The sequence below is a fragment of the Winogradskyella haliclonae genome (genome assembly GCF_014635865.1).
GTDB classification, from domain to species: domain Bacteria; phylum Bacteroidota; class Bacteroidia; order Flavobacteriales; family Flavobacteriaceae; genus Winogradskyella; species Winogradskyella haliclonae.
Genome location: NZ_BMDQ01000001.1, coordinates 1,686,527 through 1,709,538, shown reverse-complemented (window position 1 = coordinate 1,709,538; position 23,012 = coordinate 1,686,527). Strand labels below are relative to the sequence as shown.

The following is a 23,012-nucleotide window of genomic DNA, read 5'->3' as shown; positions in this document are numbered from 1 at the left end:
ATTAGGCAATTTTTTTAAGGATTCTTATTTCTTTTCTATTGAAATTAATGATGTTATTATCCTTTAAATCATTTAAAAGTGTATTTAAAGTTGGTCTAGATATACCTATAAGCGAAGCTATATCTTTCTGTGTATAAGGGTGTTTGATAACGTGATCTCCTGTTCTATCACAGTTATAACCATATTCCAGACACAACTCATCTAAAAACTCTACAAGTCTTGTTTTTGCATCTTTAAATAACAAAAGCTGGAGTCTACGCTCAAGCTTCTTAAATTTGAAACCAATGAATTTATATATCTTGAAACTAAATGTTTGGTTATCTCGCATGAGCTCATGCATGGTACTAACACCTACTGGGCAAATAGACGTATTATTATCCAAAGATTGCGCAAACTCATCACGGATATTTTCTCCAAGTATGGCTTTTTCACCAAACAATTCGCCTTTTCTTAAAATGGCTTTCACAACTTCTTCACCATTTTCATTATAATACCCAATCTTCACTTTACCTTTTTCTATAAGGTAGACTTTATTGGCAGCATCTTCCTCAAAATAGATATAATCACTTTTCTTATAAGCATCAAAATCATGTTCGCTTTTATAAGCCTTAAACTTGTGCGGGCATAACAAACCAAAGAGGTTAACATCTTCAAAAACCCATAAAGAATTCATAATAAAAAAATTGATGATATTCTAACGAGTCGTAATCTTATAATTAACCTTACAAAAAAACTCCTAACATTTCTGTAAGGAGTTTTTATAAATTTTTAAAATTACCTTATATCCCAAAAGTAAGTGTTAAAACCACATCTGTAAATTTAGTATCTAAGTTTGCAGTTTCTCTAAATGTTGGTGCATTAGAATATAAGAATTCATTACGCTCTCTTTCTGCTTGGCTGTATGCTATATCTATGGCAAAATCACCAAACTTATAACCAAATCCTAGTGAATATGCTGTTAAATCTCCAACAAAAGTATCATCTATATATGGACTTTCTTCCATTCTATAGCCGCCTCTAAAGCTAAATTGTTTGTGTCTAAGCTCTCCTCCTATTCTATAGGTATTAGAAACTCCAAGTAAGCTAGATATTTCATCATTCTGAAATGCAAAAAATGGATCATCTGTTGGTCTAAAAACAGTATCACTAAAATCCTTTCTGGAATAATCAAAACTCAACAAACCTCTATCTCCAAAAACATATGCTAAACTTCCTGTCACCTTTCCTGGAGTACGTAATCTATATGCTGGATATATGTTTATAATGTTTGGACTAATAACTATCGGGTTACTAAAACCATCTACTGTAGTTTGCAGAAACTGAGTAGTTTCATCATTAATACGATACCAAGTAGGAGAATTATAGGTAAGTCCGACTCTAAATTCATTTGTAAGTTTTACAATAGAACCTATCTGGAATGACACACCTGTTCCTGTTGTTAAAAGCGTATTATCAAAACCAACTGCAGTAACTGTAGAGCCAGCATTAGAATTTGTCTCATCAAATACTGTAGAACGCTCATAGTTTAGGAAATGTGCATTAATATTTACTCCTATGTTTATTCTCTCGTCGTATTGTGCTGCAAAATTAAAAGCCATTTTGCCATTATATCCAGTAGAAGCTAAAGCATATCTTTGGTTATAATTTCCACCAACTATATTACTATCATAGTCTATATTATCGTCAACATCTGCAACAGGTTCTAGTATAAATGACTCAAACCCAAGAAATGCCTGTTGATGTCCAAATCCAAATACACTACCTATATCCGCATAAGCTTCATTAATAGTTTCTCCAGGTAATGCAGATATTTCATCCAGTCTCAAACCATTGGCAAAGCCATTAAAATATTCAGCAATAGAAGTATTCGTATTTACACCACTTGCAATCCAACTATCACTAAAATCTCCTGTTCTATCATATGCAATTCCTAAAGAAAATTTATTCCATTTTGTATTAGGGTTATTACTAGCATATACAAAAACACCACCACCTTGTCCTAGGTTAAAACTATTATCTTCAGAAGATCTGTTTATATTAAAATAATTGACATCATTATTTTTTGCCGATAAGCCTAAAGTAAATGAAGCTTTACTTTGCGCAAAAACTGCCGAGCTCGCAGGGTTTATATTTATTGCAGAAATATCTCCACCAAGTGCACCAAAAGCGCCTCCCATGGCTCTAAAACGGGCAGTACCACCAATTTCATCATTTGCATATCTTAATGCATCTGTAATATCCTGAGCGTTAACAAAAGACATAGAAATGGCCGTTATGAATAGTATAAGTACTCTTTTCATAATATATTTATTATAGTAAACTTAATTTGAATTATTTATCCTCTTCTACCGCCTCTTGAACCTCCTGAAGATCGAGAACCTCCTGAAGATCGAGAACCACCACCAGAACGTATACTTCCTGACGAACGTGAAGGACTACTTGATCTTCTTATAGTAGTACCTCTAGATGGCCTGGTTGTTGTACCACGTGAAGGCCTAGTTGTTGTACCTCTTGGCCTTGAAATAGTACCTCGTGAAGGTCTAGTCGTAGTACCTCTTGGCCTTGAAATAGTGCCTCGTGAAGGTCTTGTTGTAGTACCATTACCATTACGTATACGAGAATTACTTATTGCTCTTCTTGATCTAACTTCAGTTGTAGTTCTTGACCTTGCTATTGTTCCATCAGCATTTCTTCTAACTGTTCTTGTATTACCATTATTTGACGTTATTCTTCTAGAAACGGCGCTTCCTCTTCTACTTGCAGTTCTTCTATCTAATTGAGCAATAGATCTACTATTTAGTGCAGAGTTTCTTCTACCATAAACCGCTCCTCGTCTTCCTCTATTATATGCAAAACTATTACCGTAATAACCGCCAAAGCGACCATAACCAAAATTGTTCCAACCCCAGCCAAATCCTGGAGGGCAATAAAAAGGATCATTCCAACCCCAGCCCCAGCCGAAACCATAGCCGCCCCATCTATTCCATCTGTTCCAACGCCAATTGTTCCAACCCCAGCCAAAACCACCATTCCATAACCATGGGTCATTCCAACCCCAATTATTCCAACCCGTATTATAAAAATTTACAATAACTTGGTCATTAACTTGACCCCAACCACCATAATTTCCTTCTAAAACAACCTCTTCATTAACTTCCTCTCCACTACTGTAGGAGTCAATATCTGTAAAAATTTCAGACTCTTCTTCTATAGATTGCAACTTTTCAGATGTTTCAGCAAAATAATTTGTGTAGTATTCAGAGTTTGCTCTACTATTAGATGCATCATCTACTTCTACAACGACTTGGTCAGAATTGTAGATGCCATCATTATCATATCCAACGTATTGATAGGCACCGCATGAAAAAAGCATTAAAATTGCTCCTAATGCCATAAATGGTGCCGCTAATTTTTTGAGTGTAGAAGTAAATCGCATATCTATGATGATTTAAATTGTTGAACTTTACAAAAATAGTTAGTTTTGCCCTACTATTTTTTTATTTAACATAGTCACAATATTTGTGCCAAATAACAGAGAATGAGCAAAAATCTTACAAAAAGAGCAGAAGATTATTCAAAATGGTATAATGAATTGGTTGTAAAAGCTGATTTAGCTGAAAATTCAGCTGTTAGAGGTTGTATGGTTATCAAGCCCTATGGTTATGCTATTTGGGAAAAAATGCAAACTGAATTAGATAAAATGTTTAAGGCAACTGGACATCAAAATGCATATTTCCCTCTTTTTGTACCTAAGAGTTTGTTTGAAGCTGAAGAAAAAAATGCTGAAGGATTTGCAAAAGAATGTGCTGTAGTTACGCATTACAGATTACAAAACGACCCTGACAATGAAGGGAAGTTAAGAGTCGATCCAGATGCTAAATTAGAAGAAGAACTTGTAGTCAGACCAACGAGTGAGGCCATTATATGGAACACATATAAAGGTTGGATACAAAGCTATAGAGATTTACCAATCTTAATTAATCAATGGGCAAATGTTGTTCGTTGGGAAATGCGTACACGCTTATTTTTACGTACTGCCGAATTTTTATGGCAAGAAGGTCATACTGCACACGCCACTGAGGCAGAAGCAATCGCTGAAACCAAACAAATGAATACAGTATATGCAAATTTTGCTGAAAATTTTATGGCCATACCGGTAATTAAAGGTGTTAAGACTGAAAGCGAACGTTTTGCTGGCGCTATTGACACCCATTGTATAGAGGCTTTAATGCAGGACGGAAAAGCATTACAGGCAGGTACATCTCACTTTTTAGGTCAAAATTTTGCTAAAGCTTTTGATGTTAAATTCACAAATAAAGAAGGTAAACAAGACCACGTTTGGGCGACATCATGGGGTGTTTCTACTAGGCTAATGGGAGCATTAATCATGACACATAGTGATGATCAAGGATTAGTATTGCCTCCTAACTTAGCTCCTAACCAAGTCGTTATTGTACCTATATATAGAAACGATGAGCAATTTGAAGCTATTAAAGAGGTAGTGTCAAAAGTTAAATCTGATTTAGAAGCAAGAAACATTACGGTTAAGTTTGATGATAGAGATACTTTTAGACCTGGAGCAAAATTTGCGCAACATGAGTTACAAGGTGTTCCTTTACGAATAGCTATTGGACCAAAAGATTTAGAAAATGGAACTGTAGAATTAGCTAGACGTGATACCTTAACTAAAGAGGTTGTTTCAATTGAAGGCATAGATGAGAGAATATCTATTTTATTAAAAACGATTCAAGAAGATTTATTTAAGAATGCTCAAACATTTAGAGACAATCATATTACAGAAGTAAACGACTTCGAAACTTTTAAAACCATTCTCGAGACAAAAACAGGTTTTGTTTTTGCGCATTGGGATGGCACAGAAGAGACGGAAAATAAAATAAAAGAGCTTACAAAAGCGACGATTAGATGCATCCCTTATGATAATAAAATAGAAGAAGGAAAGTGTATTTATACAGGTAAAGTTTCTAAGCAACGTGTGCTCTTTGCTAAAGCATATTAATTTTTTTTAAAAAAAATTGCTTTGGTGTTGCAACATTTAAAAATAGTTGTATTTTTGCATCCGCAATGGAAACATTGTTGTTCATTTAAATTTTAAATTGATTTTTATAGCCTTTAAAATTGCTTTAAAAATCTGAATATAAATGGCCCGTTCGTCTATCGGCTAGGACGCCAGGTTTTCATCCTGGTAAGAGGGGTTCGATTCCCCTACGGGCTACAATTTTTTAATAAAATAATAGACATGGCAAATCATAAGTCAGCATTAAAAAGAATTAGAAGTAACGAAAAGAGACGCGTGCTGAACAGATACCAGCATAAAACAACACGTAATGCTATCAAAAAATTACGTGAGTTAACTAACGCAAAAGAAGCACAAGCAATGTTGCCTACTGTTGTTGGTATGATTGATAAGTTAGCAAAGAAAAATGTTATTCATGCTAATAAAGCTGGTAACTTAAAATCGCAATTAACTAAGCACGTTGCTGCATTATAGTTCATTAACGTTTACAATATTCATAAAAGCCTTTCTAAATAGAAAGGCTTTTTTTGTGATGAGTAATTATTATTTTTAACTTAGAAAGACATAATTATGACTTTACATCAAAACAAACAAAATGCGATTGCATTTTACAAAATGGCATACGAAGGTAATCCCAAAAGAGCAGTTGAATTATTTGTTGGTGATGACTATATACAACATAATCCATTAGTTGGTGATGGTAAGCAACCGTTTATTGAATATTTTGAACGCATGCAAAATGAATATCCTAATAAGTCAATTGAATTTGTTAGAGCTATAGCTGAAGGAGATTTAGTTGCCTTACACACTCATCAAACTTGGCCAGGAAATCAAGAATATGTAACTATGGATTTCTTTAAGTTTGACCTAAACGGAAAGATTATAGAGCATTGGGATGCTATGCAAGAAATTCCTAAGAGTTCTGCTAATGGAAATACAATGTATTAATAAAATAACCCACATAATATTAAAGAAAAAAGGCTTTGATTTTCATCAAAGCCTTTTTAAATTTTACAATTACCTAACTAAGCATTCTGCTTTTTAATTAGGTTTAGCGCAGAACCTTCATGATACCATTCAATTTGAGAATCGTTATAAGTATGGTTTAACTTAATAGTATCAGAACTGCCATCAGTATGTATAATCTCTAAAGTCAATTGTTTTCCAGGGGCAAATGTCTCTAAATCTACGAAGTTAAACGTATCGTCTTCTTGAATTAAATCATAATCAGCTTCGTTTGCAAACGTTAATCCTAACATGCCTTGTTTTTTAAGGTTGGTTTCGTGAATACGTGCAAAGGATTTTACTATTACAGCAGCAACGCCTAAATGACGTGGCTGCATAGCTGCATGCTCTCTAGAAGAACCTTCTCCATAATTATGGTCTCCAACAACTACAGACCAAACACTATTTTTCTTATATTCTCGCTGTGTGTCTGGCACTCCTCCATACTCACCAGTCAATTGGTTCTTAACAAAATTTGTTTTCTTATTAAAAGCATTAACCGCACCTATTAATGTGTTGTTGGCAATATTATCTAAATGTCCTCTGAAACGTAACCATGGTCCAGCCATAGAAATATGATCAGTCGTACATTTGCCAAAAGCTTTTATCAGTAATTTTGCACCACTAATGTTACCTTTAATAGGTGTAAATGGTGTTAATAATTGTAAACGTTCAGATGTTGGGTTTACAGATACTTCCACTCCACTTCCATCAGCAACTGGTTCTAAGTATCCATTATCTTTAACGTCAAAACCTTTAGGAGGTAATTCCCATCCGGTTGGCTCATCGAACATAACCTCTTCTCCATTTTCATTGATTAATTTATCCGTTAATGGATTAAAGTCTAAACGGCCAGCTACAGCAATTGCTGCTGTTAACTCAGGAGAAGCTACAAAAGCATGGGTGTTAGGATTCCCATCTGCACGCTTCGCAAAATTTCTATTGAATGAATGCACTATACTATTTTTAGGTGCATTTTTTGGGTCACTATATCTTGCCCATTGCCCAATACAAGGACCACAAGCATTGGTAAATATTTTAGCGTCTAGGTTTTCGAAAATTCCTAAAATACCATCGCGTTCAGCAGTGTAACGCACTTGCTCAGAACCTGGATTAATCCCAAGCTCAGCTTTCATTTTTAAGCCTTTATCTATAGCTTGTTGTGCAATAGATGAAGCTCTAGATAAATCTTCGTAAGAAGAATTGGTACAAGACCCAATTAATCCCCATTCAACTTGAAGAGGCCAATCATTTGCTGTAGCCTTTTCAGTCATTTCACTACCAACAGATGTAGATAAATCTGGTGTAAAAGGACCATTTAATAATGGGCCTAATTCAGAAAGATTAATTTCTATAACTTGGTCAAAATACTGTCCAGGATTTTCATAAACTTCTGCATCTGCAGTTAAGTAATCTTTAACTTGGTTTGCTGCATCTGCAACATCTGCTCTTTCTGTTGCACGTAAATAACGCTCCATAGATTCGTCATAACCAAATGTAGAAGTGGTAGCACCTATTTCGGCACCCATATTACATATTGTTCCTTTTCCGGTACATGACATTCCTGTTGCTCCAGGTCCAAAATATTCTACAATTGCACCAGTTCCGCCTTTTACAGTCAAAATTTCAGCAACTTTTAAAATGACATCTTTTGGTGCTGTCCAACCAGATAATTTACCTGTTAACTTTACACCAATCAGTTTAGGGAATTTAAGTTCCCATGCCATACCAGCCATAACGTCGACCGCATCAGCTCCACCAACACCAATAGCAACCATACCTAAACCACCAGCATTTACAGTGTGAGAATCCGTACCAATCATCATTCCTCCAGGGAACGCATAATTTTCTAATACCACTTGGTGAATAATACCAGCACCTGGTTTCCAAAAACCAATACCATACTTATTTGATACAGATTCTAAAAAATTAAAAACCTCACTACTTGTACTATTTGCATTTTTTAAATCTGTTGCTGCGCCTTCTTTTGCTTGTATAAGATGATCACAATGTACTGTTGTTGGCACAGCCACTTTAGGCTTTCCAGCTTGCATAAATTGTAGTAGTGCCATCTGTGCTGTTGCATCTTGGCAAGCAACACGGTCTGGAGCAAAATCCACATAGTCTTTGCCTCTAGTAAAAGCATTAGTGGGTTTTCCATCCCATAAGTGAGCGTATAATATTTTTTCAGAAAGGGTTAATGGTTTACCAACAATATCTCTAGCAGCATCTACGCGCTCAGTCATGTTAGCATAAACCTTTTTAATCATATCAATGTCAAAAGCCATATAGTATTTTTAAAGGTTGATAATTAATTTTTAGCAGCACAAAATTACAAATTTTAAAGCATTTTTAAAAATATGTAATAGAATTGAATAATCATTGAAAATAATTCAATGTGAAGCAATAAATTCGTAAGTAAATTGAATAAAATTCAATTTTATGGTTAATAGTTTAATAAGTTAACAATTGCAGATTAGCTAATAAGCTTTTCTTTTTGCAGCCTAATCATCAGAAAAACTAAAAAAGAGAAAAATTGAATTGAAAACTATTAAAATAAACTCTTAATAACAGTCTCATCAGTTACACCTTCTGCTTCAGCCTTATAGTTCTTGATAACTCTATGACGTAATATAGACGTTGCTACAGCTTGAATATCTTCGGCATCTGGAGAAAACTTTCCTTTAGTAGCTGCATATGTTTTTGCTGCTAAAATAAGATTTTGAGAAGCTCTTGGTCCTGCACCCCAATCTACAAACTCCTTTACCAAGTCAGTTGCCGCAGTACTGTTAGGTCTTGTTTTACCCACCATAGTTACCGCATACTCTATAACATTATCTGCTACAGGAATGCGACGTATCACATTCTGAAAATCTATAATCTCTTGAGCTGTAAATAATGAGTTAACAGAAACTTGAACATCTGTGGTTGTTGCTTTTACAACGTCAACTTCTTCCTGAAATGAAGGATAATTCAAGTTAATTGCAAACATAAAGCGATCTAGCTGCGCCTCCGGCAAAGGATATGTTCCTTCTTGCTCAATTGGGTTTTGGGTTGCCAAAACAAAATAAGGTAATTGCAATTTATATTGATGTCCCGCAACTGTAACAGCACGCTCTTGCATTGCCTCAAGTAAAGCCGCTTGAGTTTTTGGTGGTGTTCTATTAATCTCATCTGCTAAAATGATATTCGCAAATATTGGTCCTTTTATAAACTTAAACTTACGATCCTCATCTAATATCTCACTACCCAAAATATCACTTGGCATTAAATCTGGTGTAAACTGAATACGTTTAAAATCTAATCCTAGAGCTTGTGCAATGGTATTAACCATTAAAGTTTTTGCTAATCCTGGAACACCTATAAGTAAAGAATGTCCACCAGAAAATATAGATATCAATATTTGATCTATAACTTCTTCTTGTCCGACAATAATTTTTGCAATTTCTTCTTTAAGTGCTTTGTACTTTTTTACAAAATTTTCAATAGCAGTTACGTCTGACATCTATTATTTGTTTTTTAACCAGTTACCATTAAAATCACAACTTCTATAATCGCCATTGATTTTTATATAAGTAGACATAATTGTCTCTTCTTGCCATTTACCAAGAGCATCAAAATGTTTATTCTGAAGTGCTAAGCGCTTAATTTTTAAATAATCTCTAGCAAAATCTGCTTCATGATCGTCAATACGGTTAGTCACTGTCATGATTTTAAACTTAATCGGATTTTCTCGATCACCATCTTGAATAATAGGACTCACTTCCCCATCCTTTAAATCTTGTATCTGACCATAAATTTCTGGATCCATTTTAGTCAACTCAAAGTTAAAATCTTGAGTGGTAGGATTTGTCATCTGACCACCTTCGAATTTTGTTTCTTCTTCATCAGAAAATTCACGGGCAGCCTCAGCGAACGTAACAGAACCATCTACAATTCTAGTTCTTATATCTTCGATTTGTTTTCTTGCTTTTTCAATGGCATCTGGTGTAATTTCTGGTCTTAATAATATATGCCTTACATCATATTCTTGTCCTCTAATCTTTTCTAGTAATATAATATGGTAGCCATAAATAGACTCAAAAGGTTCAGATATTTCTCCTTCTTGAAGTGAAAATGCGACATCCCGAAACTCTTTTACCATTCGAGGACGCTTTCTATTTAACGTATACTTTCCTCCAGTAGATTTAGAACCTGCATCATCTGTGTAGAATAAAACTTTTGTAGTGAAACTTGCTCCATTTTCTTCGACATCCTTTTTAAACCCAGCAAGTTTATCTATAGCTACTTGCTTAGACGCTTCGGTAACCTCAGGAATAATAACAATATTTGCTATCTGTAATTCTGTCCCAAAAGTTGGTAACCCTTCTTCCTTTAAATCATTATAAAACTGACGAACTTCCTCAGGTGTAATTTCAATTTCTTCTAAGACTTTATTACGCATTTGTGAGGCCAAAGATTGATTTTTGTTAATTTCATAAATCTCTTCACGTAGAGCATCTTCAGAATCTTTTTTGTAAAAATTAAGCATCTCTGTCATAGAACCATTAAACTGACCTAAAATGCCTTGAATTTGTTGGTCTATCTGAGAACGAATCTGCAGTTCGTTGACAACGATACTATCTTGAATAGCTTGATGTGCATAGAGTTTTTCTTCAAGAATACTACCAAATATTTCGCAATTTGTAATATCTCCGATATCTCCACCAGCAGCTTTAATTTGTGCAATTCTTCTATTTACATCTGAGTCAAGAACTATATAATCTCCAACAACAGCTGCAACGCCGTCTGCCTTAATACGGTTTCCTTGACGTTTCGTTTCTTTTACTTCAGTTTTAACTTCGTCTTTAATAATCTCTTGAGAAAATCCGGCTGTAATCGTCATTAAAAAAACTGCAGAAAGCAGATTTTTACTTATAGACTTCAAATTGTTTATTCTTAATAGCATCCTTTGTAATTCCATTTTCTATCTCCTTAATCAACTCTAGTTTACGTTTATTACTTATAATTTGTTTAACTGTAGGCTTTACGTAATCTAGAGGCGCGTAATCGTTGCGCAAAAGTACATCATTTATTTGGATCAAATATAGGTTTAATGAGTCTTTGAGTTGTATAAAATTAGATTTTTTTAACAGTTGATTTTTATTAGACAGGTTTACCACAGGAATCTTATCTATAACCTGAGAAGCCTTAACCCAAACAGAATCTTTGAGCGAATACGATTTAAACTGAACAGCTATTGAATCTAAATAGACTTTATCTTCACTTTCAAAAGTTTTGAAACGTGATTTTATATTATCTAAATTCACTGCATTTTGAGGTAAGCTCAAATAACGAAGCATTAAGAGCTCGTCATTGAGCTTAAAGGATTCTTTATTTGTTTGATATATAAGCTCTGCTTCTTCAGTAGTAATTGTTGTATCAATCGAACGTTTAACCAAAGCTTCTAAATAAGCTTTTGTATATAAATCTGTTTCGTATTGTTTAACTAGTAAATTAAAATCTGATTGCTGCTCAGCTGACAAATTTAGCTTGGCTTTATCTATTAAAAGCAATCCGCTTGCCCATTTATTAATATAACTATTCGCTAAAAGCGTACTATCTGCTTTTGAAGCACCTTCAGGGATTATTTTTTCTATATCAGCTCTGTATAAATACGTATCGTTTACGCGTGCTACAGCATTTTCTGCTTCATCTGATTTAAAACGATTACAACCAACCAATATGGCAAATACAAGAAAACAATATGTTATATTATACTTCAATTAGTTATTGATTTTAGATTTAAGCTGTTTAAGTACTTTTTTGTCAACATCTACTTTAAACTTTTCTCGTAGCTTAAGTAGCCAGTCTTCTTCAATCTTATTTTGATAATCATTAACCACACTTCCTTTAGCGTCTTCTAATGTTTTGTTACCCGACAGCAATATCTCCTTTATATTAATTACATGATAAGCTTGGTTGTGCTCATATATGTCCGAAACTCCAGTAACCAACTCCATATCTTTTGGAAGTTTTGAATTAGACACTTCAAAAACACCTGAGGTAAAAATGACATTTTGTTTATCATTAGAGTTTAAAGCTTTTTTTATTTCTTCTTGTGTCTTACCGCTTTTTACTAAATTCTGAACGCTTTTAGCAATAGCTTTGTCTCCTGAAGAAGCGATAATTACATCAACTCTATCTTCCCAAATGTATTTTGCTTTATTAGCTTCATAATAGGTCTTTAATCCTATTGTATCTTTAGAGGCTTTGTTCCAAATCTGTTTTTCCATTAATGCAAATAACAATAGACCATCTCTGTATTCCTGAAGAATATCTGCGAATTCTTGATTTTCATTTTCTAGATTATCTTCTCTAAATTTTAAAACAGAGTTCTCATGGAAAAGCTCTAATTCTTTATCAAGAATTTTCTTTATTGATACTTGCTGACGCATATACTGACGCTGTTTTGCTTTTAAATGCTGAAGGAAATCATTGTTTGTAAAAACGGCATCATTAACGGAAAGCACAACATCGCTGCCATTATAATCTTCAGGCAAATCAAATTTACCAGCCAAGTACGATTCAGCAATAATAGACTTAAAATAAGCTTTCGTTTTTGGGTTTCTAGCAATCTTATAACGCTTAGATAACTCCTCGACCATAGCGCTATTTATAAGTTTTGAACGCGCATCACGTTTTATCTGTGCTTCAAGTGTAGGTTTTAATTCGTCAAATCCTTTAATAGCTTCTTTACTAATAAGCTTTATGATATGCCAGCCATATTTTGTTTTAATAGGCTCCGTAACATCACCTGGATTTTCTAAAGCAAATGCTGCATCCTCAAATACTGTTGAAGATAATTGTCCACTTTTAAAGGCACGAAGCTTGCCACCACTTCTAGCAGAGCTCTTATCGTCAGAGAATTGTTTTGCTAATGCTTCAAAAGACTCGCCTTGCTGTAGTTTTTTATAAATTTCTTTTATACGTTCTTTAGGATTTATAGTGCTATCTTTTTGTTTATCAGCAATCATAATATGTGCAGCAGTTGCAGTACCTCGAGATGGACGCTTCTCATCAACTCTAACAACATGATAACCAAAATCTGTTTTAAATGGCATAGACACATCCCCAGGTTTTGTTTCATAGGCTTTAGACTCAAAATCATAAACCATTTTAAATGTTGAGAAATACCCTAAATCTTCTACTAAAACCGTTTTACCATTATGGTATTGTTCTTTTGCAGATTCAAACCCCTTTTCTTGCAAAGTTTTACGATACTCTAAAAGTTTATTATAAGCGACCAATGTGTCTTCTTCTTCGGGATTATCTAGGATTAAAATATGAGAGGCTTTGACATCATATTGCATTCTATCATAGGTCTCTTTTACAAGATCATCAGTAACTTTATTATCCGAAAGATAGTTTTTGGTTAGCTGTTTTTTATAGTTTTCGAACTCACGCTTGTAGTTTTCATCTTTATCCAAACCTAGGCTAACAGCTTCTTTAAGTTTCAATTTATAGTTTACAAATAACTCTAAATAATTATCGAGTTGCTTTTGAGATTCGTCTTTAACCAAATCTAGATTCTTATTATAAAGTTTCATGAATTCGTCTGAAGTCACAACATCATCATCGATAGTAAGAAGAATCTGCTGCTTTTGAGCATGAGATAGGTTTAAGCAAAGAAAAATGAGCAAAATGTTTAGAAACTTAATACGCATAATTTATCTTGTAATTTATCATTTAATTGATTGTCTAAATCTAATCAGAATCGAACAAAAATAAAACAAATAGAGTATTCCACAAGTCAAAAAACATAACATATTTACACTTTAAATATTGTTCTGTAATCACATATATGTCTATTTTAGCGCAAAGTTTGAAATCGTTTTTTAGATATATGCGAAAATTAAAACTCATTTGGGATTTTAGAGGGCCAACAGCAAAGAAAACCGCCGAGCATCATCTTATACATCTCAAAGAATATATTGAAATTGAAAAGTTAAATATCTCAATTACTGGAATTGAAGATTTAAGCAATATGCATAGTCTTGCATATTTAGTGGTTGATGAGGCTAGTATGAAACCCATTCGTGATGCTTTGAAACCTCATCGTGGACAAGTTTATCAAGACCTAAAATAAACGTTTAAAAAAAGACGTGATAAAATGCTTTGGAGGAACAGAAAGAATAATTTTTAAGTCCTCAAGAAGTGATGATTCTTCATCTAAAAATTTAAAAATTGTTTTAACATCAGTTTTTTTGAATAAGCTCGAAAACAACTTCGCACCACTTGCATTATAATTTGCTAGTACATCTAAAAAGATTAAATCATAAAACCAGAACTTTGGCTTAGAAAGTGATTTAGAGACATCCTTTTCTTGTTTTAATAATGCAGTTATTTTTTTGGTATGCTTACTCGTTGCCCTAAAGGTATAACCAGTACTTGCTTTGGTCCAGCCACCTGCTGTACCAATATTTAAAACACGAGATGTGTTTAATTCAGAAAACTTAAAAGATGTCATTGGTATAGAACCTTGTTCGGTTTCTAAAATCTCAAAATCTGATACGCTTTTTTCTTTTAAATAATCCTTAATCGCAGCTTCATATTCTGATAGTTGCAATATATCTTTAGAGAATAACGTGTACTCAAAAAGTGCTGTTTGCTTATCAATTGGCAGCATATACATAAAACGCGTATTACCATTTTGAGGTACAGAAAAATCCATAAACGTAGCCAAAGTATCATCAAAAATTTCGGTTTTTGTCTTTACAAACCAACCTACAAAGTGTTGCTGCAAAACCGGGTATTTTTTTTGTTTTAAATACGATAAATCTGGAATACTATTAAATAGCTTTGTAGCGGTAAAGTCACCTTTAGAAGTTGTTACGTATACATTTTCTTTTTCTTGAAAATCTTTAATTGAAGCTTCTAAAAATTGAATATTACTTTTCTGATTAATCTTTTTCCAAAGCTTATTATAAAATGCTGCACTACGAATCATTTTATAGCGATAAGGTGAGATATCTATAGTTTTGGAAAATGTTTGACTTCCAAAAAAAACTGAGCTCCAAGATTTCTCTAGTATATCATCCCATTCGCCTTGACCTTCTTCCCAAAAACACCATGTTCGATCATTACCTTTGTTACTACTTTTATCAATAATAAGGATAGATGTATCATCAAAAAAGGCATCACTAGCTATACGGTAGGCTAATAGTAATCCCGAAGCTCCAGCTCCTAATATGATATAATCAAAGTGTTTCATCAAGACATCAAAATTATTTAACGAAGATACACTTTAAGACTATCTGGATACAAATTATGGTTTCACTTTCTAGTGAATTTCAACCAACTTCGTTTAACAACCTATGAAATCAATAAAACTCAAATCTATTTAAGCTTAAAGCTGAAGAAAAACCACCTTCGCATTTCTCAATATTATTCAATATTTTAGACGCTTATCTAATTGTGCAGTTTATGAGTAATTCTGATCGTCGTTCATTTATAAAAAAGATTACTGCAGGTACAGCAGCCTCTCTATTAATACCTCAGCTCTACGCAGATAATAAAGAGCGACTTAAACCTCTAAATGATTATAATGCAAATGATAGTTCTGAAGCATTTTGGGAAACTGTAAAGGCTCAATTTCATTTTGCACATGGGCTTTACTATTTTAATAACGGTTCTCTAGGACCATCACCAATGTCTGTACAAGGCGCTACCAACAGTTATAGAGCTACATTAGATGGGTTTCCGTCCAGATATATGTGGGGTGAATGGCAAGATGAAAAAGAAAAAGTGCGTCTACAAGTAGCGCATTTATTTTCGGTAAATAAAGAAGAGATTGCCATTACACACAATACTACAGAAGGTATGAATCTTATTGCTAAAAGTATAGATTTAAAAGCCGGAGACGAGGTCATCTTATCTAACCATGACCACGCTAGTGCATATGTTCCTTGGGAAGTTTGGCAAGAAACAAAAGGCATAAAATTAGTACGCCCAAAATTACCACTACTACCAAAAACAATAGAAGATATAGTTGCTGTCTATGAAAATGCAATTACTCCCAAAACAAAAGTGATAAACATCTGCCATATTGTAAACACTAATGGTATGCTTTTACCAGTAAAAGAAATTAGTGAAATGGCACACAAAAAAGGCATTCTAGTTGCAGTCGATGGCGCGCAAACAGCCGGTATGTTTACCATTAATCTTAAAGATTTAGGTTGTGATTTTTATACTGCCAGTGCGCACAAATGGTTATTTTCTCCAAAAGGTATAGCCGTGTTTTATGCAAAGCAGGAAAGTCAGAAATATTTAAAACCATTAATCGTAGCTAGAGGTCATAAAGACAAAAGCGTAAGACGTTTAGAAAACTACAATACTAGAAATCTTCCTGAGTATCTGGGTTTGGGTGACGCTGTTGCATTTCATAATGCTATTGGAGGTGAAAAAATCACCAAACGCTCATATGCGTTGAAACATTATTTTAGAGACAAAGTAAAGGCTAATCCAAAATTTAAACTAAAAACACCAGAAAATGACCAACTATCATGTGCTATACAAACATTAGAAGTTATTGGGAAACCTGTATCTAAAGTAAAAAAGCAACTGTTTGATAACTATAGTATAGATACTAGGCCTATGTCTACTTTTGGCTTAAATGGCGTTCGTATTTCTTTTGGAATTTATATAACCAAAAAAGATATCGATTATTTAGTCAATGCGCTTGAGACTATAGCCGGATAATTTCTAAACTATATATAATTGAGGTAGGTAAATTAAAAACTTGCGTGTTATATAAGAAAACCCTTATGAAAAATCCAATTAGAATTATAGCCGCTTTATTAGTATTCACTTTCTTTTTCAACTGTTCTAACAGCGATGACAATAATACTCAAGAACAACAAGAACTTACATTTACAGACATAGATGGCAACACTTACAATACGATTACCATAGGAAATCAGGTATGGGCTGCTGAAAACCTAAAAACTACAACTTTTAATGATGGGACTCCAATTACTGAATATACTTTTGAAGTCTTCGGTAGTAACTGGGGTAACTTAAATAACCAAACTCCATTATTTCAATGGGCAGATACGAGTGATTTTAATAATGCAGTTGATGAAGAACTGCCACCTCGGTATTATGCAGCTATGTACAATTATTTTGCTCTAGAAAATGGAAATTTAGCTCCTGAAGGTTGGCGTATTCCAACTGAAGCAGATTTTAGAGAGCTTGAAAGTTTTTTGGCTGCTAATGGCCAATCTGGTAACGAAGCTACTGCTCTAAAATCTGAAATTGGCTGGGTAGAATCTAGTGGTAATGGTAATGGTGGATCTATCTTTAACGCTTTACCGAATGGATATGTCAGTGCTGGAGGTAGTTCCATTTTCCCAGGAGGTATATGTACTCTTGCAACTTCTGACATTACTAATCCTACAGGAGGAACAAGTTTAGGTTCTCAAAGGCGAATATTGGTTCAACTCTTTGATGAACCAGAAATTCTTTTTGATGGTAATGCGATACAAATTGGAGCTGGAGTTAGACTCATTAAAGACTAATTTTTCAAATAGCATAAAAAAGCAGCACCCGTTTGGATGCTGCTTTTTTATTATGTGTAAGATAGCTTATCTCGAATAATTAGGTGCTTCCTTAGTAATGGTTACATCGTGAGGATGGCTCTCATTAATACCACTTGCTGTAATTTTTACAAAACGTCCAGTTTCCTTTAGAGTATTAACGTCTTTGGCGCCACAATAGCCCATACCAGCACGTAAGCCACCAACAAACTGGTGAATACTTTCAAATAACTCGCCTTTGTATGGTACACGACCAACAATGCCTTCTGGCACTAATTTTTTAATATCATCTTCTACATCTTGGAAATAACGGTCTTTACTGCCTTGTTTCATAGCTTCAACAGAACCCATACCACGATACGATTTAAACTTTCTGCCTTCATATATAATGGTCTCTCCAGGACTTTCTTTTGTTCCTGCTAATAATGAGCCCAACATTACCGTATCTGCACCAGCTGCAATGGCTTTAGGTATATCTCCTGTATATCTGATTCCGCCATCTGCAATAACTGGAACACCAGAACCTTTAATGGCTTCAGCGACTTCTAATACAGCAGAGAATTGTGGAAAACCAACACCTGCTACAACACGAGTGGTACATATAGAACCAGGTCCGATACCTACTTTTACAGCATCAGCACCAGCTTCGACCAAATATTTAGCAGCTTCAGCAGTTGCAATGTTTCCTACAACGACTTCAAGGTCAGGGAATTTAGATTTTATTTCTTTTAAGACCAATACAACACCTTGAGTATGTCCATGTGCTGTATCAATAATTACAGCATCTACGCCAGCATTAACCAATGCTTCTGCTCTATCAACAGCATCACCTGTAACACCAATGGCAGCTGCAACACGTAATCTTCCGTAAGAATCTTTATTAGCAATTGGTTTTTGAGTGACTTTGGTAATATCTCTAAAGGTAATTAAACCCTCGAGCTTATCGCCATTGACTATGAGTAGCTTTTCAATTTTATTTTCTTGAAGAATCTTTTCAGCATCTTTTAATGAAGTTCCTTCAGGAGCTGTCACTAAATTTTCGCTTGTCATAACCTCAACGATAGGTCTTTCATTTCTGTGCTCAAAACGCAAATCACGATTGGTTACAATCCCTTTTAATTTTCCATTTTCATCAACAATAGGAATCCCACCAATACTATGCTCGCGCATCGCATTTTTTGCATCACTAACTTTAGCATCCATTGGCAGAGTTACTGGGTCGATAATCATGCCACTTTCTGCACGTTTTACTTTACGTACTTTAGTAGCTTGAGCCTCAATAGTCATATTTTTATGCAAAACACCTATCCCACCTTCACGTGCCATGGCAATAGCCATACGACTTTCTGTGACCGTATCCATTGCTGCAGATACAATAGGCACATTAATAGTAATGTTTCTTGTAAATTTTGATTGAATATTAACTTCTCTAGGAAGCACTTCGGAATACGCTGGAACTAATAGGACATCGTCATAAGTTAGACCTTCTCCTAATATTTTGTTGTTGTGTGCTGTCATTGCAATTAAGATATAATTGCATGCAAATATACGACTAATATTTGGTTATTATATTAAAACTTGATTTGTAGCGTAGTAAACCAATTTCTTGGTGGTGACGGAATTATTCCAGGACCAGGATAGGCTTCTGCACGTCTGGTAAAATACGCATTATCTAAAAGATTATTAATACCCGTTTCCAGCTTAAAGTTCTTGTAAGTATATGACATCGATAAATCTAAAATATCGTAAGATGGAATTTTACCAATAATACCTGAACTTCCTCCTAAACTTGTGCTAGAATTAGACGCATCCGAAAATTGTTCAGACAAATAGGTGTATTGCAAACTACCTTGAAAATCTTTATAGCCAAATCTAATGCCAGTTTTTAGATTCAGTTCTGGTACATATTCTACGTCATTACCTTCTATCCCTGAAACATCAGAATTAGTGTATTCCGATTGAATAAAAGCTAGATTAATAAAGTAATTAAGTTTTATATCTTCATTTTTAATTAATGTATTATTGAGGTCAAAATCAATTAAAGTCTCTAAACCATAGATTAAGGCATCACCAACATTATCTCTTACTAAATCCACATCATTTCCTGGAAAGGTTCTTAAATCTAAGCCTATTCTATCATCATAAAATAGTGCAAACGTACTGACATCGAAAGAAACCTTATTATCAATTCTACCACGGATTCCTATGTCTATTGTTTGTCCCGTTTCGTCGTCAAGTTCTAAAACTCTAAAGTCTGGATTTACGAGATTAATATCTGAGAATGTCACAGAACGGTAATTCTGAGATGCATTTGCATATAATTCAATCTTTGGCGTAGGTCTGTAACTTGCTCCTAAACCAACCAACGCAAACGACCGCTCATTGGTGTCACTAGATAAAATCGTTTCGTTCAAAATTACATTGCCCGCAGCATCCAAATTAATTCGTTTTGAAAAACCGTCACTTTCTGTTTTAATATACTCAAAACGTGCTCCAGGCGTAATTGATAACTTATCATTTAAGTAAATTATATTCTCTCCAAAAAAGGCAATATTTAAGTTAGGATTGCTGAAATTAGATTGGTTTTGATAATTAGGGAACACGTCTGTTTGTAAATCAAAATTCGGATCAATACCATCACTTCCAGGTCCTTGTATAGAGGTATTATCCGCTGAATAGAATTTGGTTCCTATTAAGCCAGTAGAGGACTTTCCTAAGAGTTTGTATTGAGTTAATAATCTTGCTTCAAAACCAAAATTATTGAATTCGCCTTTTATTAAATCCCTCTCAATAAAGTTGTCAGGAATGTCTTGTCTATTAGTTCTAAAACCTAAAGCATTTCGTTCTGCATCAAGACCGAAGAAGTTGAATGTAAAGTTTGTATTCTCTGAAAACTTGTGAGCGACTTTAAAATTGTACAATAGCCAGTCTATTTGAAACCAATTACGTGTGCGGTTACCTTGAAATGGGTCTTGAGCAAACTGACTATCGTTAAGACCTCCAGGTTGCTGTACTAAATATCTCAGGTATGTGAGTTCGCCCGATAGTTTTGTTCTATTGGATAACTGATACCCTAAGTAGGCGTATGCATTTTTAGATTCGAACTGGGAATTTGGTCTAAACCCATCACCTTTTTTGTAATTGAAATAAGTGTAATAGCTAAACTTGTCTTTTGTTCCACTTAAACTCGTAAAATTGGTATACAATCCAAAGCTACCCAAAGTATTTCTTGTTATAAACTCAATTGGTTTATTAGGATTTGGTGATTTTAATTTAAAATTAATTAGTCCTCCAAACTGTGTCCCGTATTGTAATGATGCTGCGCCTCGTACCACTTGGATTTGGTCAACAGCTTCTGCTGGTGGTGTATAGTAACTTTCAGGATAACCCAAAACATCTGCGCTAATATCGTAACCGTTTTGCCTCGTATTAAAATTAGAGGTACGGTTTGGGTCCAAGCCTCGACCTCCAATATTTAGTTGTAATCCTGCATCATCATTCTGAAATATATTTAGACCTGCAACCTGGCTATACAATTGCCTTGCATTATTTGTCGCAATATTAGCCATAGATTGATCTACAAGAATAACTTCAGTTTTTTTACCCGCGTATATTGCGGTTTCTTCAACATCTCTCAACCTAGAAAGCTCAAACTCTTCAGCTCTTTTGGCAGTAATTTCTACAGCAGTTAAGACTTCAGCATAAGGTTCTATAGATTGATTCACTGTAGTATCACCATTTACTTGAACAGTCACCTCAAGAGACTTATACTCAAAAATGAAGAATACCAAGGTCAATCTTTCGTCATTGGTATTAAACTCATAATAACCTTCTTTATTGGTCTTTGCTAGTAGTCCCCCTTTTTTACTATAGACTTCAACATCAGCAACGGGTTGTCGCGAGACCTGATCTTGTATTACGCCAGAAACTTTATTCTGCGCAATTCCTAAAACACTTATCAAACAAATAACTAACGTAATGCTATAATCCTTTAATCTCATCATTAAATGGTAATATCCAATCTTTAGGTTGAAACGATTCTTTTAATTGATATAAATCTACTTTTGGGTTGATATATCTTTGGCTCATTCGTCCGTTAAGAGCCACATGACAATCTACAAATACTTGTATATTCTCATGGCCTTGGCTTTTAAAGTGGTCTCCTAAAAAATGAGCATATTCTAATATAAAATCTGGTTGAAAACTCATTTGCTTTTCTTGAAACGGTGTGAGAAAATCACTATTTTCAACATAAAAGAATGAGTTTGTTTCTGAGTTAACGATTTTAAAGTTTGTGTATCCAGCTTTTTCCATAAGCATTACACGCCAGCTAAAACGATAACCTTCTTCTGTCCAAAATAATTCGTTTGGATAAAGCGCATATCGCCATGGCAATAGTATTTGAATACTAAAAAATACTACCAATATAGAAAGTATAACACGTTGGCGTTTCTCTACAAAGGTATCCATCACTTTAATCTGAGTAATACTTCCTGACTGTATTCGAAGAGACAACAGATTCATAATCTTTCTAAGAACTTTAATAATCTTATTATGAAAACCAGATTCAAAGAAAATCAAGGTAGAAATTATCATGATATACGGAAACATGCCTATAGGGAACAGAACTCTGGTAAATACATGAAATATGACTACTAAAACAAATGCAAAAGTTCGAGTACGTTTAAAAAGGAGCAAAAAAGGGATTGCTAAATCATACAACATTCCTGACCAACTCATTGCAAAATGAAACCAGTCTTTATGCATTAGTGTTTCACCTATAAAAGGAATATCATATTTAGATGGCAACCATATTTTTAGTGGCATGGCTTTAAATAACCAATCGCTATTTAATTTAGCTAAACCAGCATATATATAGACTATGGATAGTAATAGTTTTATGCTATCTATGGTCCATTTAGGTATTTGGGAATAGTCTTTTTTTCTAACGATGCTATCTAAAGAGAAATAAGCATTAGCAGGTAAAAAAATCATTAGAAAACTAAGAATACTCGTAAAGTAGTAATGGTTAAGATAGGTGGTTTTATCCATCAGTTCGATGTATGTAAAACTCAAAAAAAATGCAATAATAGCTAAACGATATTTTAATCCTAAAGCCACTAAAAGAGCCGCTAAGCCACATATAAAAAATAACAAATACGTATAATTCCCCATTGGTTTTATCCACTCAAAACCAAAATAAGAGAAGTGAAATTTTGGCTGTAAATAAAATGTCTCTATCCAGCCTTTGGACCAAAACCTAATGATGCTTACCAACATCATAAGACCAAAACCAATTCTAAAAACCGCCAAAGGAGCAGCATTAGTATTCTGATTAAAATATGATTTTAGCTTTGTTTGCATTAATTGGTTTAAAAAAAAGAGGCTGTCAATGA

Annotated in this window: 18 protein-coding genes and 1 tRNA gene; 7 read left to right on the top strand and 12 right to left on the bottom strand. The window is 34.2% G+C overall.

The annotated features are described in order from the left end of the window. Position 1 precedes the first annotated feature (1 nt). From IEV10_RS07910 to IEV10_RS07900, 3 genes are all read right to left on the bottom strand, one after another. The gene (locus tag IEV10_RS07910) at positions 2 to 673 is read right to left on the bottom strand and encodes a Crp/Fnr family transcriptional regulator (protein ID WP_188374133.1); all 672 of its coding nucleotides are present in this window, start codon (positions 671 to 673) and stop codon (positions 2 to 4) included. Between the two features lie 106 nt (positions 674 to 779). Continuing rightward, positions 780 to 2,300: an OmpP1/FadL family transporter gene (locus tag IEV10_RS07905; RefSeq protein ID WP_229719633.1), complete on the bottom strand. Its 1,521-nt coding sequence runs from the start codon at positions 2,298 to 2,300 to the stop codon at positions 780 to 782. A gap of 35 nt (positions 2,301 to 2,335) precedes the next feature. After that, positions 2,336 to 3,436 (bottom strand): hypothetical protein, encoded by a 1,101-nt coding sequence (locus tag IEV10_RS07900; RefSeq protein WP_188374132.1) that lies wholly within the window; start codon positions 3,434 to 3,436, stop codon positions 2,336 to 2,338. A gap of 102 nt (positions 3,437 to 3,538) precedes the next feature. On the opposite strand from IEV10_RS07900, the gene proS reads away from it, so the two are divergent. The 4 genes from proS to IEV10_RS07880 all read left to right on the top strand — a co-directional run bounded on the left by proS (position 3,539) and on the right by IEV10_RS07880 (position 5,983). Further along, the gene (proS, locus tag IEV10_RS07895) at positions 3,539 to 5,017 is read left to right on the top strand and encodes a proline--tRNA ligase (protein WP_188374131.1); all 1,479 of its coding nucleotides are present in this window, start codon (positions 3,539 to 3,541) and stop codon (positions 5,015 to 5,017) included. A gap of 144 nt (positions 5,018 to 5,161) precedes the next feature. Next, positions 5,162 to 5,233 (top strand) — tRNA-Glu (locus tag IEV10_RS07890). A 24-nt stretch (positions 5,234 to 5,257) separates the two neighbouring features. After that, complete coding sequence (gene rpsT / locus IEV10_RS07885) at positions 5,258 to 5,509, top strand: 30S ribosomal protein S20 (protein ID WP_188374130.1); 252 nt, start codon at positions 5,258 to 5,260, stop codon at positions 5,507 to 5,509. A gap of 96 nt (positions 5,510 to 5,605) precedes the next feature. Next, entirely contained in the window at positions 5,606 to 5,983 is a 378-nt protein-coding gene (locus tag IEV10_RS07880; RefSeq protein ID WP_188374129.1) for a nuclear transport factor 2 family protein, read from the top strand. Positions 5,984 to 6,060: 77 nt separating this feature from the next. On the opposite strand, the gene IEV10_RS07875 is transcribed toward IEV10_RS07880, so the two are convergent. The 5 genes from IEV10_RS07875 to IEV10_RS07855 all read right to left on the bottom strand — a co-directional run bounded on the left by IEV10_RS07875 (position 6,061) and on the right by IEV10_RS07855 (position 13,746). After that, complete coding sequence (locus tag IEV10_RS07875) at positions 6,061 to 8,328, bottom strand: aconitate hydratase (protein ID WP_188374128.1); 2,268 nt, start codon at positions 8,326 to 8,328, stop codon at positions 6,061 to 6,063. Between the two features lie 263 nt (positions 8,329 to 8,591). After that, complete coding sequence (locus IEV10_RS07870) at positions 8,592 to 9,545, bottom strand: AAA family ATPase (protein WP_188374127.1); 954 nt, start codon at positions 9,543 to 9,545, stop codon at positions 8,592 to 8,594. Between the two features lie 3 nt (positions 9,546 to 9,548). Further along, on the bottom strand, positions 9,549 to 10,925 hold the full coding sequence (locus IEV10_RS07865; protein WP_229719631.1) for a peptidylprolyl isomerase: 1,377 nt from the start codon (positions 10,923 to 10,925) through the stop codon (positions 9,549 to 9,551). A gap of 25 nt (positions 10,926 to 10,950) precedes the next feature. Continuing rightward, positions 10,951 to 11,805 (bottom strand): peptidyl-prolyl cis-trans isomerase, encoded by an 855-nt coding sequence (locus IEV10_RS07860; protein WP_229719629.1) that lies wholly within the window; start codon positions 11,803 to 11,805, stop codon positions 10,951 to 10,953. Beyond that, positions 11,806 to 13,746: a peptidylprolyl isomerase gene (locus IEV10_RS07855; protein ID WP_188374125.1), complete on the bottom strand. Its 1,941-nt coding sequence runs from the start codon at positions 13,744 to 13,746 to the stop codon at positions 11,806 to 11,808. A 179-nt stretch (positions 13,747 to 13,925) separates the two neighbouring features. On the opposite strand from IEV10_RS07855, the gene IEV10_RS07850 reads away from it, so the two are divergent. Further along, positions 13,926 to 14,168: a hypothetical protein gene (locus IEV10_RS07850; protein WP_188374124.1), complete on the top strand. Its 243-nt coding sequence runs from the start codon at positions 13,926 to 13,928 to the stop codon at positions 14,166 to 14,168. On the opposite strand, the gene IEV10_RS07845 is transcribed toward IEV10_RS07850, so the two are convergent. Then, positions 14,160 to 15,293 carry a lycopene cyclase family protein gene (locus IEV10_RS07845; protein WP_188374123.1) on the bottom strand — a complete coding sequence of 378 codons (1,134 nt, stop codon included), beginning with the start codon at positions 15,291 to 15,293 and terminating at the stop codon, positions 14,160 to 14,162. The genes IEV10_RS07850 and IEV10_RS07845 overlap by 9 nt on opposite strands. A 212-nt stretch (positions 15,294 to 15,505) precedes the next feature. On the opposite strand from IEV10_RS07845, the gene IEV10_RS07840 reads away from it, so the two are divergent. Both IEV10_RS07840 and IEV10_RS07835 read left to right on the top strand, forming a co-directional pair. Then, entirely contained in the window at positions 15,506 to 16,780 is a 1,275-nt protein-coding gene (locus IEV10_RS07840) for an aminotransferase class V-fold PLP-dependent enzyme (RefSeq protein WP_188374122.1), read from the top strand. Between the two features lie 65 nt (positions 16,781 to 16,845). Next, positions 16,846 to 17,598: an FISUMP domain-containing protein gene (locus IEV10_RS07835; RefSeq protein ID WP_188374121.1), complete on the top strand. Its 753-nt coding sequence runs from the start codon at positions 16,846 to 16,848 to the stop codon at positions 17,596 to 17,598. Positions 17,599 to 17,664: 66 nt separating this feature from the next. Here IEV10_RS07835 and guaB read toward each other — a convergent pair whose 3' ends face one another. From guaB to IEV10_RS07820, 3 genes are read right to left on the bottom strand one after another with little or no spacing between them, the layout of a single operon-like run. Further along, complete coding sequence (gene guaB, locus IEV10_RS07830) at positions 17,665 to 19,134, bottom strand: IMP dehydrogenase (RefSeq protein ID WP_188374120.1); 1,470 nt, start codon at positions 19,132 to 19,134, stop codon at positions 17,665 to 17,667. A gap of 53 nt (positions 19,135 to 19,187) precedes the next feature. After that, positions 19,188 to 21,620, bottom strand: a complete 2,433-nt coding sequence (locus IEV10_RS07825; RefSeq protein ID WP_308694208.1) for a TonB-dependent receptor domain-containing protein — start codon at positions 21,618 to 21,620, stop codon at positions 19,188 to 19,190. Continuing rightward, the gene (locus IEV10_RS07820) at positions 21,598 to 22,980 is read right to left on the bottom strand and encodes an HTTM domain-containing protein (protein ID WP_188374118.1); all 1,383 of its coding nucleotides are present in this window, start codon (positions 22,978 to 22,980) and stop codon (positions 21,598 to 21,600) included. Before IEV10_RS07820 ends, IEV10_RS07825 begins: the two co-directional genes overlap by 23 nt. Positions 22,981 to 23,012: the final 32 nt, after the last annotated feature.